The sequence below is a fragment of the Siphonobacter aquaeclarae genome, assembly GCF_900103285.1.
In the GTDB taxonomy this organism is placed as follows: Bacteria; Bacteroidota; Bacteroidia; order Cytophagales; family Spirosomataceae; genus Siphonobacter; species Siphonobacter aquaeclarae.
On sequence record NZ_FNGS01000012.1, the window covers coordinates 157,705 to 174,154 of the forward strand.

The 16,450-nt window shown below is 55.0% G+C and carries 10 protein-coding genes; 1 reads left to right on the top strand and 9 read right to left on the bottom strand.

The window, feature by feature from the left end; genetic code table 11:
* Positions 1–64: 64 nt before the first annotated feature.
* From BLR09_RS24505 to BLR09_RS24545, 9 genes are all read right to left on the bottom strand, one after another.
* Positions 65–2,782 (bottom strand): hypothetical protein, encoded by a 2,718-nt coding sequence (locus BLR09_RS24505; RefSeq protein ID WP_093208980.1) that lies wholly within the window; start codon positions 2,780–2,782, stop codon positions 65–67.
* A gap of 110 nt (positions 2,783–2,892) precedes the next feature.
* A complete protein-coding gene (locus tag BLR09_RS24510; protein ID WP_093208982.1) occupies positions 2,893–4,284 on the bottom strand; it encodes a protoporphyrinogen/coproporphyrinogen oxidase in 1,392 nt (463 codons plus the stop codon).
* A gap of 25 nt (positions 4,285–4,309) precedes the next feature.
* Positions 4,310–5,059, bottom strand: a complete 750-nt coding sequence (locus tag BLR09_RS24515) for a glycosyltransferase family 2 protein (RefSeq protein ID WP_093208985.1) — start codon at positions 5,057–5,059, stop codon at positions 4,310–4,312.
* Between the two features lie 184 nt (positions 5,060–5,243).
* Complete coding sequence (locus BLR09_RS24520; RefSeq protein WP_093208987.1) at positions 5,244–6,845, bottom strand: hypothetical protein; 1,602 nt, start codon at positions 6,843–6,845, stop codon at positions 5,244–5,246.
* Positions 6,846–6,850: 5 nt separating this feature from the next.
* Positions 6,851–7,768 carry a transketolase C-terminal domain-containing protein gene (locus tag BLR09_RS24525; RefSeq protein WP_093208990.1) on the bottom strand — a complete coding sequence of 306 codons (918 nt, stop codon included), beginning with the start codon at positions 7,766–7,768 and terminating at the stop codon, positions 6,851–6,853.
* Positions 7,769–7,813: 45 nt separating this feature from the next.
* Positions 7,814–9,799, bottom strand: a complete 1,986-nt coding sequence (locus BLR09_RS24530; protein WP_093208992.1) for an NAD-dependent epimerase/dehydratase family protein — start codon at positions 9,797–9,799, stop codon at positions 7,814–7,816.
* A 28-nt stretch (positions 9,800–9,827) separates the two neighbouring features.
* Positions 9,828–10,628, bottom strand: coding sequence for a transketolase (locus tag BLR09_RS24535; RefSeq protein ID WP_093208995.1), 801 nt, complete (start codon positions 10,626–10,628; stop codon positions 9,828–9,830).
* 42 nt (positions 10,629–10,670) lie between these two features.
* Complete coding sequence (locus tag BLR09_RS24540; RefSeq protein ID WP_093208998.1) at positions 10,671–12,404, bottom strand: glycosyltransferase family 39 protein; 1,734 nt, start codon at positions 12,402–12,404, stop codon at positions 10,671–10,673.
* 159 nt (positions 12,405–12,563) lie between these two features.
* Positions 12,564–14,618 (bottom strand): OmpA family protein, encoded by a 2,055-nt coding sequence (locus tag BLR09_RS24545; protein WP_093209000.1) that lies wholly within the window; start codon positions 14,616–14,618, stop codon positions 12,564–12,566.
* A gap of 183 nt (positions 14,619–14,801) precedes the next feature.
* On the opposite strand from BLR09_RS24545, the gene BLR09_RS24550 reads away from it, so the two are divergent.
* Positions 14,802–16,448 (top strand): M14 family metallopeptidase, encoded by a 1,647-nt coding sequence (locus BLR09_RS24550; protein WP_093209003.1) that lies wholly within the window; start codon positions 14,802–14,804, stop codon positions 16,446–16,448.
* Positions 16,449–16,450: the final 2 nt, after the last annotated feature.

Below are 16,450 nucleotides of genomic sequence, written 5' to 3' on the forward strand. Positions count from 1 at the left end.
TACAGAAACGCCAAAAATAGGCAAAAAATGAGGCCGGCGTGGCCTCGCTTACGTGGGAATTTCGTTACCGGATTTTGGAAGTCATGATGCGCACACCCCGTTCGTCAGTGCCGTAGAGGTACAGTTTCTGGTACGACTCGGCAAATTCGACCGTCAGCGGGTAGAGGCTCGGCACCGGGCTTTGGATGAGCTTTTCGCCGCGAAGGTCGTATAACATTGTTCCGCGCCCGTCGGTGACCGACAGAATCTTCGTCTCCGCTCCGAAGTCAAAATAGCGGAGCTGACTTTCCGCCGTGATCGGGAAAATGTTGAACAGGGTATTCAGCCGCTTGTCGAATAAGGTTACGTTTTCGTTCGTCTGCTGCATCACGAGCCAGTCTTTGCCCGATTCTTCCAGCAGCAGGCGGAACCGCGTCTCCCGCGAGGGCTTTACCATTTGCTGCCGCTCCAGTACTTTTCCTTCCAGGTTCATGCGGATGAGCTCACCGTCGGCGCTGACGAGCCGCAGCGAGAAATCAGCTTCCCGGTCGCTCGTTTCGATAAAGGGCGGCGAGTCGAACGACTGGCTGAGGTTGATTGGGAAGCCGGGAGCAGATAAGCCTTTGGCACTGACCAGGTTGAGGCGGCCGCCGGGTTCAAGCATCACGAGGTATTCCTGCCCTTTGAGATTGACTTTGTTGACCGGCGCCTGTACCTGCCGTACGTCCCGGACCTGCCCGGCGGGCGTCAGCTGGAGGTTCGACTTGGCTACGTTGTAGAGCCGCCCGTCTGCATCCATCAGCGAAAACTGGACCTTCCGCTCCGGTACCTGGTCAAACAGGGAAAACTGGTAACTCGGCAGACGGGAGAAGCCTTTTGAAGCAAAAAGCTGGTAGCCTTTAACGGTCGGATGGAGGATATACAAATGATCTGCCGTAAAAATCAGCATCTGATCGCGCCCCCGGCCGAAGTAATCCATGAGTTGAATCGGCGCGACGATTGGCCCCGAGAGGCGGAACTTCACGGTTGGTTTGGCGCCGACAGCTACCGGAACCAGGTCGTTGTCCGTCGTCTGAAGTACCAGGTCAGTCGTCCCCGTCACCGCATTTTTATAGACATAGGGCTCCCGTTGCAGCGGACGGCCCAGCGGGTTCGGTATGTTTTTCTGCAGGAACAATTTCCGGAGCAGACCGGGATCGGCGCTGATGCGGCCTTTGGTCCATACCAGCCGGTGTGCCACGTTGCCGCCGCGCACCTCGGTCTGCCACGAGAGGAAATTGAGGCGTTTGAGCGGTTCTTCGAGGTGGGTTACAGGACCTTTCCAGTCGTTTTTGAGGTTTGTCAGTACCGAAAACCAGGACTTCCCGGCGTTGAATACCATTGTAAACGGACTGGCTTTGAGGCTCCGGAAGACTTCCTGCGACTGCGCCGAGTTGGCCCAGACGTTGCCGCGTTTGTAATCGGCGAGGTAGTTTCGCAGTACCTGCACATTGCTGCCAAAGACGGCATACCCGTCTACCACTGTGTAATAGGTCTTCGGAAAACCCTGAAATACGCTTCCAAACCATACGGAAGGGAGTTCCGGCAAGGCAATCTGGCGAATGGTTCTTCCGGCGACTACCTCTTCGAACTTCGCCAGTTTTTCTTCCTGACGAACGCTCCCGGCTTCGTATTCAAACCAGTTCAGAAACGCACGGGGTCGGTTGAGCTTGAGCAACAGCAGGTTACCGCCTTCGTTGAGCTCGTCGCTCTCCATCCGGCAGAGCATCAGTTCCCGGTTGATGTGGTAGTACACCGAATCGGGGTTGATGAGGTAGGTGGATTTCCAGTGTGCTTTCTGGTCGGCAAGTCCCGGCTCGTTTTTCCGCATGTACCGGATAAGCCGATTGGCCCAGCCGATCGGGTCAGAGAGGCTGATCTGGTAAAAAGCCGCCGTACCGTTGGGAATAAACCGCTGGCTGCTGAGTGGCGCAGGCTGCTGCCCGTCGAGCGTCTGCCAATAGGGATTGGCGTCTTTTACCGGGGAAGTTGTTTCGACGAACAGGTCCTTTTTTACGCCATTGACCTGACAGCGGAAGGCGGTATTGGTCGGAAGAAGGGAAATAAGCGCGCCGGCGGCCGACTGCCGGTTCATCATCCGCCCGCCCAGGGTTCGGAGGTTGGGCCAGTTGAGCCGGAGTTTCGTTTGCGCCGTGGCGTATTCGGCCGGCGTCGGAGGGGAGCCTTCCGGAACATCGAGCAGCTTGCTGATTTTCATCGCAACATTCTCCACCAGCAGGGAAGACTTGCTCAGAATCAGGTAGTTGTCATACTGGGTGAACGAGAACCGCTGCCTTGTCGACGCGATTGTAATATCGGTGATGCTCTGCTTCGCCGTCTGGTGTTTCAGGCCGCGTACCTCGTTGGTATTGAGGGAGTTGATATAGTTGAGGAAAGCCTGGTCCTTCGGCGAGTACGGAATGTACAGCAGGTAGTTGACGAGGCTGATATTCTCCGCGTGCAGGGAATAAGTAATTGTTTTTCCGTCGAGAAAAGAGCGGAGCAGGGCTGTATCCGTCACCGCCTGCTGAAGTACCTGCAATCCGTTCTGGGCTTCTTCCAGAATCGGCAGGTCCGTCAGCTTGATCTGATACGAGCGGATGGGCTCCGACGGACGCTGAAGCTCCGTACTTTCTACCGCCAGCAGGTAGTCATCGGGAATGTACGCCCAGGCTGAACGCTCGTTGGTCGTCCACCGGTAGTAGAACCAACAGCCCAGAGCCGCCAGGAGTACCCCGCCTGAAATCCAGTAAATTCTCTTCACGCAGTGATAGTTGGAGAATGAAACGAAAGGGCCGGTATCAAAACTGCCAGCCGGGAACCCGGCTGGCAGCGAATAAAAAGGTTCTTTCCGGAAACGTCAAGCGGAAGGGATTACTTTCCCCACATGGCGTTGGCCGTGTCGGGGAAGAAGAGCGACAACTCAGGTACGCCGAGGACGACCCGGTTGGTCCATTCCACGCCCTGCATGAGGGAGTGATCCTGGTTGGAAACTTCGTATTTCCAGGCGCCGAAGCGTCCGCGGGAATAGATTCCGTAGGGTTCCAGGGCGGGGAGTACCTGCTTCAGAATACCGTCGCGCTCCACGCTGGGGGTCGGGTAACCGTATTCCGTCCGGAAATGGAATTGAGACAGAATCTGGTCTTCCGATTCGATCAGCTGGTCTTCGATGAGCGCCTTGATCGTGTCGGCCATGAGGGTTTTCTGGTCGACGGGCTTTTTCGACGATTCGCTCGTCTCCGTCATCAGCGACCACTGTGTATCCGGATCGGGGACGTTTTTCTCCGAATAGTTTGAAAATACCGTAATCCGGTAGTAGGGGCTATTGGCTTCCGGGAAGTACATCCAGCATTTCGTCGCCAGGTCTTCCTTGGGTTTTCCTTTGAGACCGATACCGATGACATTGGTCGAAGAGTGCTTCAACCCCTGGGCTTTTTCAGTCACAGCCGGATCAAGTCCCTTTACTTTTTGCGTAAAGAGATCCAGCGGCATTGTATTGAGCAGCGTACCGTAGGTGATCTCGCGGCCGTCGGCAAGGGATACCTTTTTAGCCTGGGGATCAACGCCCGTTACTTCCGCTTTGAGAAGGATGTTCTCTTCGCCGACGAGCCTGCCTACATTCTGCCAGATGGCTCCGGTACCGCCTTCTTTCGGAAACTGGAAGGTAGAGTTCGGTCCCCAGGAGTAATCGTCTTTATCAAAGAGGATATTTTTCGTGACACGCTGCAGGTCCGTCACCGCCACACGCTCGCCTACCCAAACCGCATTCATGTCTTCCGGCGGATAGGCCCAGACTTTGAAGTTGTAGGGGAACATGAACGTTTGGGCGAGGCCGGTTCCGAAGGTCGCGAGAATCCACTCGCGGAAGTTGGCCGGCTTGCCTTTGAACGGGTTTTTGTAAAGCTCGATGAGGCCTTCGAGGCAGGACCACATCGTCTCCGGAGAGAGGTATTTGATGTTGTTCTGGAACGGATAGGGAACGAACCGGTTTTCGATCCACACCCAGCTTTCGCGCTGGTGGGTCAGCCAACCGTCTTTGCCGAGCGCTTTTTCCATCAGCTCGTCAAAGTATTTGTAGTGGGAAAACTGCACGTGTCCGCCGACGTCCCAGGTAAAACCTTTTTCGTCCACAAAACTCGTGGCAAGTCCACCGATGTAATCTTCTTTTTCGAGGATGATAAAATCGGTGATACCGAGTTCCTTCAGGCGGTATGCCGCGCCGAGGCCTGTCGGGCCCGAACCGATGATAACGTATTGATAGTGCATGGCAGTTGAATAAAAGATCTGAGGATCAGGCCGCTTTGATAGCCCGTACCTTTTCATTGAGTTCCTGGCGGAACCGGAAAAGCTCCTTGAAGCTCTGCCAGCAGACCTTCAGCAGTTTCATTTTCTGGATGGATACTTCGCCGGTAGCCCGCTCTTTGTGGGTAATGGGGATGTCGAACGTCTTCTGCCCGGCCTTGCGGGCCATCACAGCAAGGAAGATATTCGGAGCAAACGGCAGGGGTTCCGGCAGTTGGGCGAGTAGTTTTTTGAGGAAACTGCCTCGGATGAGCCGGAAGGGGATATTGCTGTCGGAAATCATCGTTCCGTATACGGCAAACAGGGAGTATTTCAGGACGCGCGTCACGAAGAGCCGGAAGGTCGCATCATGCCGGACCTGCCGGAAACCCATGATGAAATCGGATTCTTCCCGTTTATTCCACAGCTTGAGTACGTCTTCAGCTACAAACTGATCGTCGGAGTCAGTCTGGAACACCCATTCTGAGCCGATTTCGACCGCTTTGCGATAAGCGTGGACAACGGCATTGCCGTGTCCGCCGTTTTTCTGATGGACCACCACAAGCCGGGGGTACTTCGGGGCAATTTCGTCGAGTTTGGCGCCGGTAGAATCCTTTGAGCCATCGTTGACGACAATCAGGCGGGTTTCTCCGAGGGGTTGGAAGTGGGTGTCAAGGAATGCCGACCAGTTCCGAACGACGGTTTCAATAATTTCCTCTTCGTTATAGGCGGGCATTACAATCGACAGCAGAACAGACATGAAGTAGACTATTGGTTGAAAGTCACCTTCTGAAGAAGGAATGACCGGACAAAATTACTGCAATAATCGGGCAAATATGGTTCCAGACCAAACCCGATGCCGGTTTATGTTTCACCGGCTATTTGTTAAAGAATTGATAATCAATAGAATTTGCTCAATTGAATGAGCTACCGGTCCACCTGCATTACCAGTTTTGCGGTAATGCAGCCGGTCGTGGCCGTACCGGAATCTCCAGCGACCGGCCCGTTTCAAAGGTTCTGCATCCGTTTCCGCTCCCGGCATCCACGAAATACAACCGGTAGTTTCCAGGATCCATTTCCAGGTAGGAAACCACTGTTTCCGATACCGGAACGAGGTAATCCGGACTTCCCGGATGCGCAAATACCCGGTTGGTACGGTTGAAATTCACCGGTACCAGGTAAGATCGCTTCGCTCCCTTCGCCAGGTAATAACAATCGGGATAGTTGCCGGGCTGTCCTTTCGCCAGGGGAAGTACCGCAAAATCCTTTTCATACCGGATCGGCATGAGAGGCACGACGACCGCCGTTTGCACCTGCATGTCACACGAATCGTAAAAAGCCCGTGCAGGCTCGTTGACCGCATCCGACAGGACGACAGGCTTGCCCGGTATCATCCAGTTGTACTGCATCGCCAGCAACTGCTGACGGAGGCGCAGCGCTTCCGGCAAAAAGTAGGTATAGGACGCCAGTAGAAATAAAACACCGAAACCTATTCCCCCCAGCGCGACAGGTACCTGCCATTTTCCCTGGCGGAGAACCCACGTATACAGCGTCATCAGCAACAGAACCGAGTATATTTTATACCGGCTCGTCAGGAAGACGATGTCATCGAATCCCATGCGGCCGGCAGCGACCACTACCGTCGTGCCGGCGATGTACGCCAGCATTCCCAGCAGGAAAAAGTCAAGCGGTAGTGCTTCTTTCTTCCGGATACGTAGTAAGATCAGGACAACCGCCGTCGGTGCGAGAACAATAACTGCTATCCCGCCAGCCCAGACCAGCGCTTCCGGTCGGGACGGATACAGCGGCTGGAAAGCCGAACCCAGAAAAAGTACCGAAGCTTTCAGAAAACTGCCGATGACACTGCTTACCGGATGCGTAGGCTGCGGCACTTTTGCGTACCCCCAGAAATACAGTGCCCAGCTCGCGCCGCCGGCTATCACCGTTGCGATTCCCTTGCCCGGCTGCGCCTGGAGAAACCACAGTACGGCAAGAATCGGCCAGACAATCAAACCATTTGCGCTGGTGCAGGTCGCCAGCAGCGCCGCCAGCAACGCCGGTACCAGTTTTTTCCGGATCGTCAGGAAGTAGATCGCCCAGGCAGAAAAGAAGACGACGCCGAAGTTCTGCGCTGCCGCCATTCCCCAATACATGTTTTCCCATTGGGAGAGGGTAAACAGGAGGTAAGGCAACGGCAGAAGAAGGGCGGGAGAGAAGGTATTCCGAACCGCCTTCCACCAGATAATCAGCAATCCGACCAGCGTCAGGCTTCCCGCCCACATCAGGTGAACGAAATTCAGTTTTCCGGTAACGGCATAGTCAAAAAATGCCAGCAGGCGGTCGAAGACGATTCGGTGCTCATTATGCTGCCGCCAGAAGGCATAGAAAAACCCGGACACCGATGTGGCATGCAACACCCGGTCCAGAAACGCACGCAGGCCGTGATCATCCCATTTCGGGACATTCACCGCGTAAGCATCAAGCAGGCTGAAATACCAGATGACGGGAATAATGCCAAGGACAACCGCCCAGAATCCTTTTTTCATTCAGGTCAGAAAACGGCGTACGACCGCAATGACGTCAGCACGTTGAGAATCGAGTCGGGATCGAGCCCCGATTGTTGTTGATGGAAAGACTGGTCGCCGTACAATCCCTGCGGATACCCCGCTGCCCGCAGGCTCCGGAAGCTCTTCAGGCGTGTGCCGCGTTCCAGTAACTGAAGCGACAACTGCTGCCCGAGCCCGCCGATACTGACGTGCTCTTCAACCGTTACGACATGCCCGGCGTTTTCCAGCAGGTCGGCCACTTCATCTGTAACTTGCAGCGGCAACGTCAGAGCCGTCAGTACGTTGAACTTGCGTGTGGTTTTTTCAAGCGCTTTCAGGACATTGGCCGCGATCGGACCCAATGCCAGTACGGTGCCTTCCGCATCTTCATGCCGTTGCAAAATCTTGAACGAACCTGAAACGCTTTCGAGCGACGGTGTATTCGGGCCGTAGCCGAGGCGGAGATAGGCCGGCCGGCCGGCTGCTACCATTCCGCTCACGCATTCTTCGACTTCGTCGGCAAAGGCCGGCACCCAGCAGGTGACATTCTGCAAGGGGCTGAGTACGGCAATATCTTCGATGGCGTGGTGCGTACTGCCCATGATCCCATAGCCGTACCCACCGCCGTTTCCGACAAGAAATACCGGAAGATTATGCAGGCAGACGTCGTTCCGGAACTGCTCGTGGCAGCGGTAGACGACAAAGGGTGCAATCGAGTAGCAAATGACTTTATAGCCTTTGTAGGCCATTCCGGCGGCCATGCCGACCATATTCTGTTCGGCGACGCCGGCGTTGATAAACCGCGGGCCGAGGCTGGCCTGTACGTTTTCCAGCGCCTTGTAGCCCAGGTCGCCGGTGATGAAAAGGATTTTATCGTCCGCCAAAGCCAGCTGTTCGATGGCCTTGCTGAATTCATTTCTCATTGCCTGATTCGGTTGGCAGTTTACCGTTGGAGCGGCAAACCGGTCTCATTTCTTCTGCTGCGCGACCAGCGTACGGATTTCCTCGGACGTCTGGTACATTTTTCCGCCCTTCCGGACCTTTGTGCGGATGAATTTCGGACGTTTCTTCGTCTCCTCAAAAATCTTGCTGATGTATTCGCCGAGGAACGACAGGCCCATCATCGTCAACCCGCCGAAAAGCGTGATGAGGATAATGACCGTGGTAAAGCCCTGCGGCGTATCCGGCGCGAAAATGTACTTCGCCAGAATCTGGTAGAAAATGCCGAGAATCGACAGCCCGGTCAGCGCGATACCGCCGTAGCTCATCAGTTCCAGCGGAACAAAGCTGAACGAGAAAATCGCCTTCTTCGCCCACCAGATGTTCTTGCGCCAGTTGTTGGTCGACACGCCGAACATCCGCTCCGGCCGGACATAGGGTACACCCGTCTGCCTGAAGCCCACCCATGCCCGTAACCCGCGGAGGAACTGTTCTGTTTCCGGGAGGGCGACGAGTTCTTTGACTACCTTCCGGTCCATCATCGAAAAATCACCCGCGTCCCGCGGAATGGGAATGTAGCTCAGGCTTTGGAAAACGCGGTAGAAACCCTTGTAAAACAGGTGAATATGGGGCTTCATCTCCCGCTGCACCCGTGTTCCGTAGACCACTTCAAATCCTTCCTGCCATTTTTCGTAAAAAGAAGGAATGATTTCGGGGGGATCCTGCAGGTCCCCGTCCATGAGTACCACCGCATCTCCCGTTGAAATTTCCATACCACTCAGAAATGCCGACTGGCTGCCGAAATTCCGGGAGTGGGTAATGCCGATGACGTTGGGATCCTTCGCGCAGAGTTCTTCGAGTACCTCCTCAGAATTGTCAGGGGAGCGGTCGTTGACGAAAATGATTTCATACCGGACCTTCATTTCGTTGAAGGTCTTTACCAGGCGCTCATACATGTACGGCATGGCCTGAGCATCCTTGTAGCACGCAATGATCGCGGAAATGACAGGGTTGAGGTACGGATTGGCAAATGCCGGCAATACGCGCTCTTCATACTTTTGGCGGTTTTGCCAGTCGGCCGTCCGGCGCAAACCTTCCGCCAGGGAGATTTCTGCTTTCCAGTTCAGGTCACGGTTTGCCGCGGTGGGGTCGCCGTACCAGTCGGCCAGGTCCCACTTCCGGTTCTGCATGGCACCGTAAACCGGCTCCTGCGCAACGTTGAACGCTGTCCGCGTGGTCTGCGCCAGATCTGCGATCGTCGTTTTGACGCCGGAAGCGATGTTATAGGAATGCCCGCCAATGACCTGAAAATCAGCCAAAGCCGACTTTACAAACGCAGCGACACAATCGTCCACGTACACAAAATCCCGGGAGATCTCGGGTGAAACGAACGGCGGAAGCTGCCCCTTCCGTGCGTTTTCAACCAGCTTCGGAATCAGGCGGTCGGGCTCTTCCCAATCTCCGTAAATGGAGTACAGGCGAAGGTTAACCGCTTTTTTCTGGTGTACCCGGTGATAGAATTGAATCAGGTAGGCCGACGAAACCTTTGAAACGGCGTAGTGGCTGTTGGGCTCCACCGGGTCTGTTTCCGCCGGAGCCGTACAGTTAAACCCATACTCCGAGCTGCTTCCCGCATGCACATATACCTGATCCGGACCGCAGTTTTCGAGCAGGTTGACCGTTCCGATGACATTCGTCTCGTAGGTCAGGATGATATTCTGCTGCTTGGAATAAGCGCCGTAAGCAGCGAGGTTAAAGATCGTTTTGGGTTGAAGCGCGTCAAAAACTCCCTTAACGGAGGTCGGCGACACAATGTCGCAGTGGATGACATTTTCAGAAGGGACGTCCAGCAGTTTCAGCCGCCAGGCTTTGCGGGCGTCGTGGGTCAGGGCATAGACATCCTTCCGGATAGCAAAAAGTCGTTCGAACAGAGTAGCTCCGATAAATCCGCTGGCGCCATACACAAAAATGGGGCCCCGGAGCCGGAGAATATCGTCGCGTAGTGAATCGGTCATCAGTAAATCCGCGAAACGGATACGTAGTTTAAGGTTGAGGATAGGCCTGGAGAACTTCTTCCCGGGCCTGTTCGTACAAATCGGCGGACATGGGCAGGTAGTGCCATTCCATACGGTTTTCCATGTAGGAAACACCTTTGCCTTTGACGGTATTGGCAACGACTACCTTCGGCCGACCGTCCCGGCGGTCTCTCAGGGTATCAATCGTCGCAATAATGAGCGGAATATCGTGCCCGTCGATCTCCGTCACATCGGCGCCGATGGCTTCGAACTTATGCGGAGCCGCCGAGTCGCCGAGGATGTCTTCCGTATACCCGAAACCCTGGAGGCGGTTGCGGTCAACCAGCACCACGAGACGGTCCAGGCGGTTGGCTACCGCGAAATGCAGCGCCTCCCAGGTAGTACCTTCGTTCGTCTCCCCGTCTGACATCAGGACAAACGTGAGATCGTCCTGGCCCATCAGCCGGTTGGCATTCGCAATACCGGTGGCAATGGGAAGTCCATGGCCGAGTGAGCCGGTGGCAAACGGAATACCGGCGTGTTTGTTCGGCGCCGGGTGGGCGGGGAGGGTCGTCCCGTTCTGGTAAAACGTCAGGAGTGTTTCGTCGGAGATTTCCCCGAGGTAGTTCAGGCAGGTATACAGCGACGCTGCGGCGTGTCCTTTCGACAGAATAAAGGACTCCGTAGGTCTCTTTTGCCGGACAAGGCTTCCGATCATCAGGTCCATACAGCTCAGGGAACACCCGATATGGCCGGCATTGGCCATCTTGTAAAGTTCGAGTGCCTTGAGTCTCAGTTGCCCGGCTAGTTGTTTCAAGTCTGCGCTCATTACTGAAATGAAGGCTGGAATAGTAGAATGGGAAGTTGAACGTCAGTAGCGATACTTCGTTCCTTCGAAATCGAAAAGGAGGATCCTTTTTCCGGTTGATTTTTGCCAAAGATACACTTTATCCCGCTCAAGCGGGTCTACGCGCTGCCAATACATCGCCTGCCGGGGCAGGTACAGGTTGACGAGCTGCGCATCCAGAATCTTCACAGGGATATCCCGGGTGTACTCATCCGCAGCGCCATATCCGGCTGCTGTATTGCTGTTCGGATAGATAATCGTATCTCCGGGAGCATATAGTTTCGTGATTTTTTCGGCAGTATTTTTCCAGGGATTGGCCGTACGTGGCTCCGACCGGTAGGTATACTTCGGCGAGCGGTCTTCGTAGATACTTTCCAGTACGGTACCCAGCCAGATCAGCTGCACGATTCCCGCCGCTACTAATATCCCCTTTTCCCATACCGGAAGTATCCGGCACTCTTTCAGCGTGAGGGTAATAAGAATGATCGCATACGGGAACGAGAAGCCGCCGTAACGCTGTGTCAATCCGAAAGTATGGTCGTTTTTGAAGGACATAAGCACCAGCACGGCCGTCGGAACAAACGTCAGCAGCAGGAAGAAAACCAGCATCGGCCGCTCCGCCCGGTGAGACAGAAAATACCCCGCGAAAACCGACAGCAGCAGCAGAGATGCCTGAAAAACCAGGTAGCCGAACGGGTTTACCGTATAAACAAAGAGAGAACCCGCCAGGGCCAATACCGCGATGGTCGGCCAGACCAGCGCCTCTGTCTTCCGGTAGCGCCAGATACAGAATGCTCCGAGCAGGGTAACCGCACCGCAGATCGCCCAGTTGCGCGCTCCCGCCAGCCGCCCCGCCAGGCCGTTACTCACCCAGAACTGGTCGGCCAGAATCGGCGCCAGCTTTTTCCAGACGTTCGGAACCGTTGCCGGATTCACCATTTCACTCGGCTGGGTATAGGCGACGGTCTTGTACAGTTTCGCCTGGTACGCCAGCGTATGAAGGGTATATTCGCCGCCCTTTCCGGGAGACATCCACCAGACCATCCCTGCCACCGGCACCAGTACCGCCAGTCCGAGACCGACCCAGATACGCAAATCGCGGACAAACAGCAGCACATACATGCCGTGAATGACGATCACGATGATTGCCAGGAAATGGCAATACCAGACGATCAGCGCAACAACGGCATAGGCCGCAAACAGGGTCCAGGGGGCCTGTTTTTTGGCGGTGACGATGTCGAGGAAAATATCCGTCGCCAGCAACGTAAAAAAGAACGTCATCGAGTAGTTCCGCGCCTGGTGACTGTAGGCAATGAAGAAGGGCTCCAGCGCGAGCGTCAGCGCCACTGCAAGCGCTACGCCGTCGCTTTTGATGTGTTTGCGCGTGAAACGGAACCCGAGCCAAACGGTCAGAACACTGAAAATGAGGGAAAAAAAGCGGGCCGAGAAGTCTGAAAACCCGAACCAGTCTCCCCAGAAATGAAAAAGAAAATAGAAGGCGGGTGAATTTCCGATGTCACTCCGGTTGAGGGCCTCGTAATAATCGGCCATCGTTTTGGTCTTCCAGAAGTCTTTCGGTGTAAAATACTTGCCGTGCAGCTCGGGCTGGTTTGCGCCTTCCATCGGAACACCCTGCGATACCAGCAGGGAAGCCTGCTCATCGAAGAAAACACTGTAATCGCCTAGTTTATAGAGCCGTAAGCCAAAGGCAACGACCAGAATAGAGGCAAACAGCAGCAGGGTTTTCAATCGTGACATAGGATAAAAGCCCGCGAAGGTTGGCCGCAGGCGCCGCGAAATTGCCAAAAATCGGACGCGGTTCCAAGCCGCTGGCAGATTAAGCTTTCGCTTTTCACCTTTCCGAAACACAAAAAAGGGCGGTTTGACCCGCCCTTTTTCCCCTTTTTATCCTGTTTTTCAGATTTTGGTAATGGTGAACTCGACGCGCCGGTTCTTTTTCCGGTTTTCTTCTGTCAGGTTGCTGGCGATGGGCCGGCTGGAGCCGTAGCCTTTCGACGTCACTCGTCCGGCTGCAATGCCCTTGCCGGCGAGGTACCGCTTGACGGCGTCTACCCGTTGCTGTGACAAAACGATGTTCGCGTTGAAATCGCCCAGGTTATCCGTATGCCCTTCCAGGTTGATTTCCATACCGGGGTTTTCCTTCATGGCTGTGGCAAGGCGGTCGAGCTCCGAAAGAGACGCGGAATCCAGCTCCGCACGGCTTTGGGGAAAGTACACCGTATTGAGGACGATTTTGTTGCCTTCTTCAATCGGTATCAGGAGGATATTCCGTTTGATTTCGCGGAAACGGCGCTCGTGGCGCAGGTCTACTTCTTCACTCGCTGAAATGAATCCCTTTTTGGATGAATGAAGTCCGTAGAGCTTTTTGACCGGAAGTATCAGCTTGTATTCCCCGGTCTCGGGATTGTATTCCGTCTGGATGCTATCCTTTTCGCCTTCGAGTACCTGGCAGACGACTTCGGCCTCCAGCGGCTTTTTCGTAACGGCGTTGAGCACAATACCCGATACGATCACGACCGGCTCCGGCTTGATTTCATCGTAGATTTTGATCCGGAAGATATCTTCCTGCCCGATGGAATTCTGGTCAGAACAGATATAGGCATACTCGCCGGAGGCCTGGATGGTGAAGTAACCGTCCCACCCGCCGGTATTGATTTCCGGGCCCAGGTTCTGGGGTTCTGACCAGTTTTGCCAGGTATCGTCAAGGCGACGGGTGACGAAAATATCGTGGTTCCCATACCCGGGCCACCCTTTGGAGGAGAAATAGACGGTTTTGCCATCCGGCGCCAGAAAGGGAGAGCCCTCTTCTTCGGCTGTATTCACGTCGGGACCGAGGTTCCGGGGCGTCGACCATTCCCCGTTTCCTTGGAGAAAGGAGACGAACAGGTCCCGATCGCCCAGGGTACCCGACCGGTTGATCGACATCAGCAATACCCGCGAATCCTGAGACAGGGAGTATTCCGTCAGTTGGGAGTGGTTGTTTTCGTTGAGGTGCGGATTGAGCTGATTGATCCGCACCGGGCGGGGGAAGGACCAGCCCGTTTTCCCGAAATGAGAAATCGAGACGCCGATATTCATCGCGCCGTTTGGCAGGTACTCATTGAGCAGAAGCGCTGTTTTCAGGTTTGCCGAAACCGAGCAGATCGCATTATTCTCCTCGTTGTTGAGCGGCCTGCCGATATTCTGTGCCTTTTGCCAGACGCCGTTGACGAGCTGTGAAACCCAGATATCCTGCCGCTTCATCTTGGCGCCGCCGATTTCTTCCTGGACGGCTTCGCCGATGTTGTCAGGGTGGTTGCCCCGGGTGAAGAAAAGCGTTTTACCGTCTGCAGAAATCACCGGATTCAGCTCCTGCGCCCGTGAGTTGATCGCGGAGCCGAGGTTTTCGAGGACAATTTTCTTTTTGGTGAACGAGCGGGCGAGGTTGACCGTCGGTTTATAGGAGACGGTGTCCGCGGAAATTCCGATCGCGTCGATCTGGCTGTATCCCGGCCGGCGACCGGTATTGAGCAGGATTTTCAGGGTATTGGTCCGGACGCCTTTTTCGAGTTTGATGTTCCAGATTTTACCGTCCTGGGAAAGTCGTTCGGCTATAGACCGGATAAGTTTTTCATTTCCCTTTTCATCATAGGCGAAGATCTGGGCGAGGCAGCCTGCGCCGAGGTTTTCGACAACGGTAATCTGACGTATCGTCATCAGTGTGTCAAAGCCTACTTTCACAAATTCCTCGCCGGAATCCGGATGCCGGGGCGTCCAGGCGCAGGCGGTAGAGTCCGTATAGAGGCCTAGGGTAGGTTTGCCGAGTACCTGAACGGCCCGCAAGGAAGGCGATTTGTCGGGCAATACATACTCCGAAGAAAATTGAATCAATTTCGATGCCCAGCGGATCCGCTGTGCCTGTACGCCAACCGATAAGAGAAGGAAGAAGAAAAGAAAAGGTATTCTGTTCATGAACTAAAAATATCGCAATAATTTCGATGTTAGTCGAAAACGCCGATTCTTTGACAGGAATCGGTCCGGCAAACGTCTATTTTTGTTTGTCGGGGTGTACAAGGTACCGGCGCCCGGAGGATAAGGGTTCTGTTGCCGTTGTTTTCCCTGACCAAAACCATTCAACAAACCCTTTACCCCCTTATGAGAAAAAGCTTCATCAGCACACTGGGGATCTGTCTGCTGGCCGGTAGTGCGGCCTGGGCGCAAACGCCGGCAGGGTATGCCGACCACGCAGCCCTGACCCAACGCCTGCAACAGCTCAACACCCGGTACAAAAATCTGACCACGCTGCAGTCCGTCGGGAAAACGACGACGGGCAAAGATGTGTGGCTTTTGAGTGTCGGACAAGGAAATCCCGCTAAAAAACCCGCGCTGCTCATCGTCGCCAACGTCGAAGGGACCCACCTCGCCGGGACAGAGCTGGCCCTGCAAACGGCCGAAAAGCTGCTGGAAAAAGCGGGTACCGACAGCGTCGGCAAGCTCCTGGCCGAAAAAACCTTCTATTTCGCCCCCAGCGTCAACCCCGATGCAGCCGCCCAGTTTTTCGCCAAACTGAAGTATGAACGAAACGGCAACGCGCGGCAAACGGATGACGACCGCGACGGCCTCCTCAACGAAGACGGTCCGGACGACCTCAACGGCGACGGCCTGATTACCCTGCTCCGCGTCGAAGATCCTTCCGGGACGTTCACCAAATCGAAGGCCGATGCCCGCCTGATGGTAAAGGCCGATCCCCTGAAAAACGAAGAAGGCGGTTATGTTGTCCTGACCGAAGGTACTGACAACGACAAGGATGGCCAGTTCAACGAAGACGGAGAAGGCGGTATCCAGCTGGGCCGGAATTTTACGTTTGACTATGAACCGTTCAAACCCGGTGCCGGCGATTACCCGGTATCCGAACCCGAAAACCGCGGGCTGATCGACTGGCTGTACGAAAACAAAAATGTATACGCCCTGATCACGTTCGGGCTGTCGAATAACCTGACTGACGCTGTCAAATTCGATGCCGGTAAAGCCAATACGCGCATTGTCAAAGGCTGGCTGCAGAAAGACGTACAGGTCAACGAGCAGGTAGCCCGCCTGTATAATGCCGCCGGTCTGAAGGAAGGGCCGGTACTCGCTCCGGTGAAGGGCGACTTCCCGACCTGGGCCTACTACCACTTCGGTAAGTTCAGCTTCTCGACGCCGGGCTGGTGGGTACCAAGAGACACGACAAAAGCCGCCCGGGCTCTCAAGCCGGAGATGATCAGTGAAGACGCGAACTTCCTCCGCTGGGCAAAGACCAATAATGTACAGGCATTTGTAGACTGGAAAGAGATCGCTTCCCATCCCGATTTTCCCGGAAAGAAAGTGGAAGTCGGTGGCTTTGTGCCTTTTGCCCGCTGGAACCCGCCGGTAAGCTTCCTGGCGCCGGTTGCCGAAAAACATGTTGGTTTTCTGTTCGCGCTCGGTAAACGCATGCCGTCGGTGGAGCTGATCAACGTGAAGACGGAAACGGTTTCTCCGGGTCTCAACCGGGTTACGGTTACCCTGCATAACAAAGGGCTGCTGCCGACGCATTCCGATCTTGGCAACCGGGTGAAGTACGAAGACCGCCTGAAAGTCAGCGTTGCTCTGGCGAAAAACCAGCAAATCCTGTCCGGAAAAGCACAGCAGCTCATTCGGCAGGCCATTCCGGGAAACGGTACGGAGGAGTATACCTGGCTGATTTCCGGTAGCGGTGCGGTGCAGATTTCGGCAGCTTCCGGTCCGGCCGGCGCCGCTTCGGTTTCGGTTAACCTTAAATGATG

What these genes read in the sequence shown, in the direction of transcription:
- BLR09_RS24525 (WP_093208990.1), bottom strand. Translation starts at nt 7,768, where the DNA reads ATGAGAAATGAATTCAGCAAGGCCATCGAACAGCTGGCTTTGGCGGAC.
- BLR09_RS24550 (WP_093209003.1), top strand. Translation starts at nt 14,802, where the DNA reads ATGAGAAAAAGCTTCATCAGCACACTGGGGATCTGTCTGCTGGCCGGT.
- BLR09_RS24510 (WP_093208982.1), bottom strand. Translation starts at nt 4,284, where the DNA reads ATGCACTATCAATACGTTATCATCGGTTCGGGCCCGACAGGCCTCGGC.
- BLR09_RS24540 (WP_093208998.1), bottom strand. Translation starts at nt 12,404, where the DNA reads ATGTCACGATTGAAAACCCTGCTGCTGTTTGCCTCTATTCTGGTCGTT.
- BLR09_RS24520 (WP_093208987.1), bottom strand. Translation starts at nt 6,845, where the DNA reads ATGAAAAAAGGATTCTGGGCGGTTGTCCTTGGCATTATTCCCGTCATC.
- BLR09_RS24530 (WP_093208992.1), bottom strand. Translation starts at nt 9,799, where the DNA reads ATGACCGATTCACTACGCGACGATATTCTCCGGCTCCGGGGCCCCATT.
- BLR09_RS24545 (WP_093209000.1), bottom strand. Translation starts at nt 14,618, where the DNA reads ATGAACAGAATACCTTTTCTTTTCTTCTTCCTTCTCTTATCGGTTGGC.
- BLR09_RS24515 (WP_093208985.1), bottom strand. Translation starts at nt 5,059, where the DNA reads ATGTCTGTTCTGCTGTCGATTGTAATGCCCGCCTATAACGAAGAGGAA.
- BLR09_RS24535 (WP_093208995.1), bottom strand. Translation starts at nt 10,628, where the DNA reads ATGAGCGCAGACTTGAAACAACTAGCCGGGCAACTGAGACTCAAGGCA.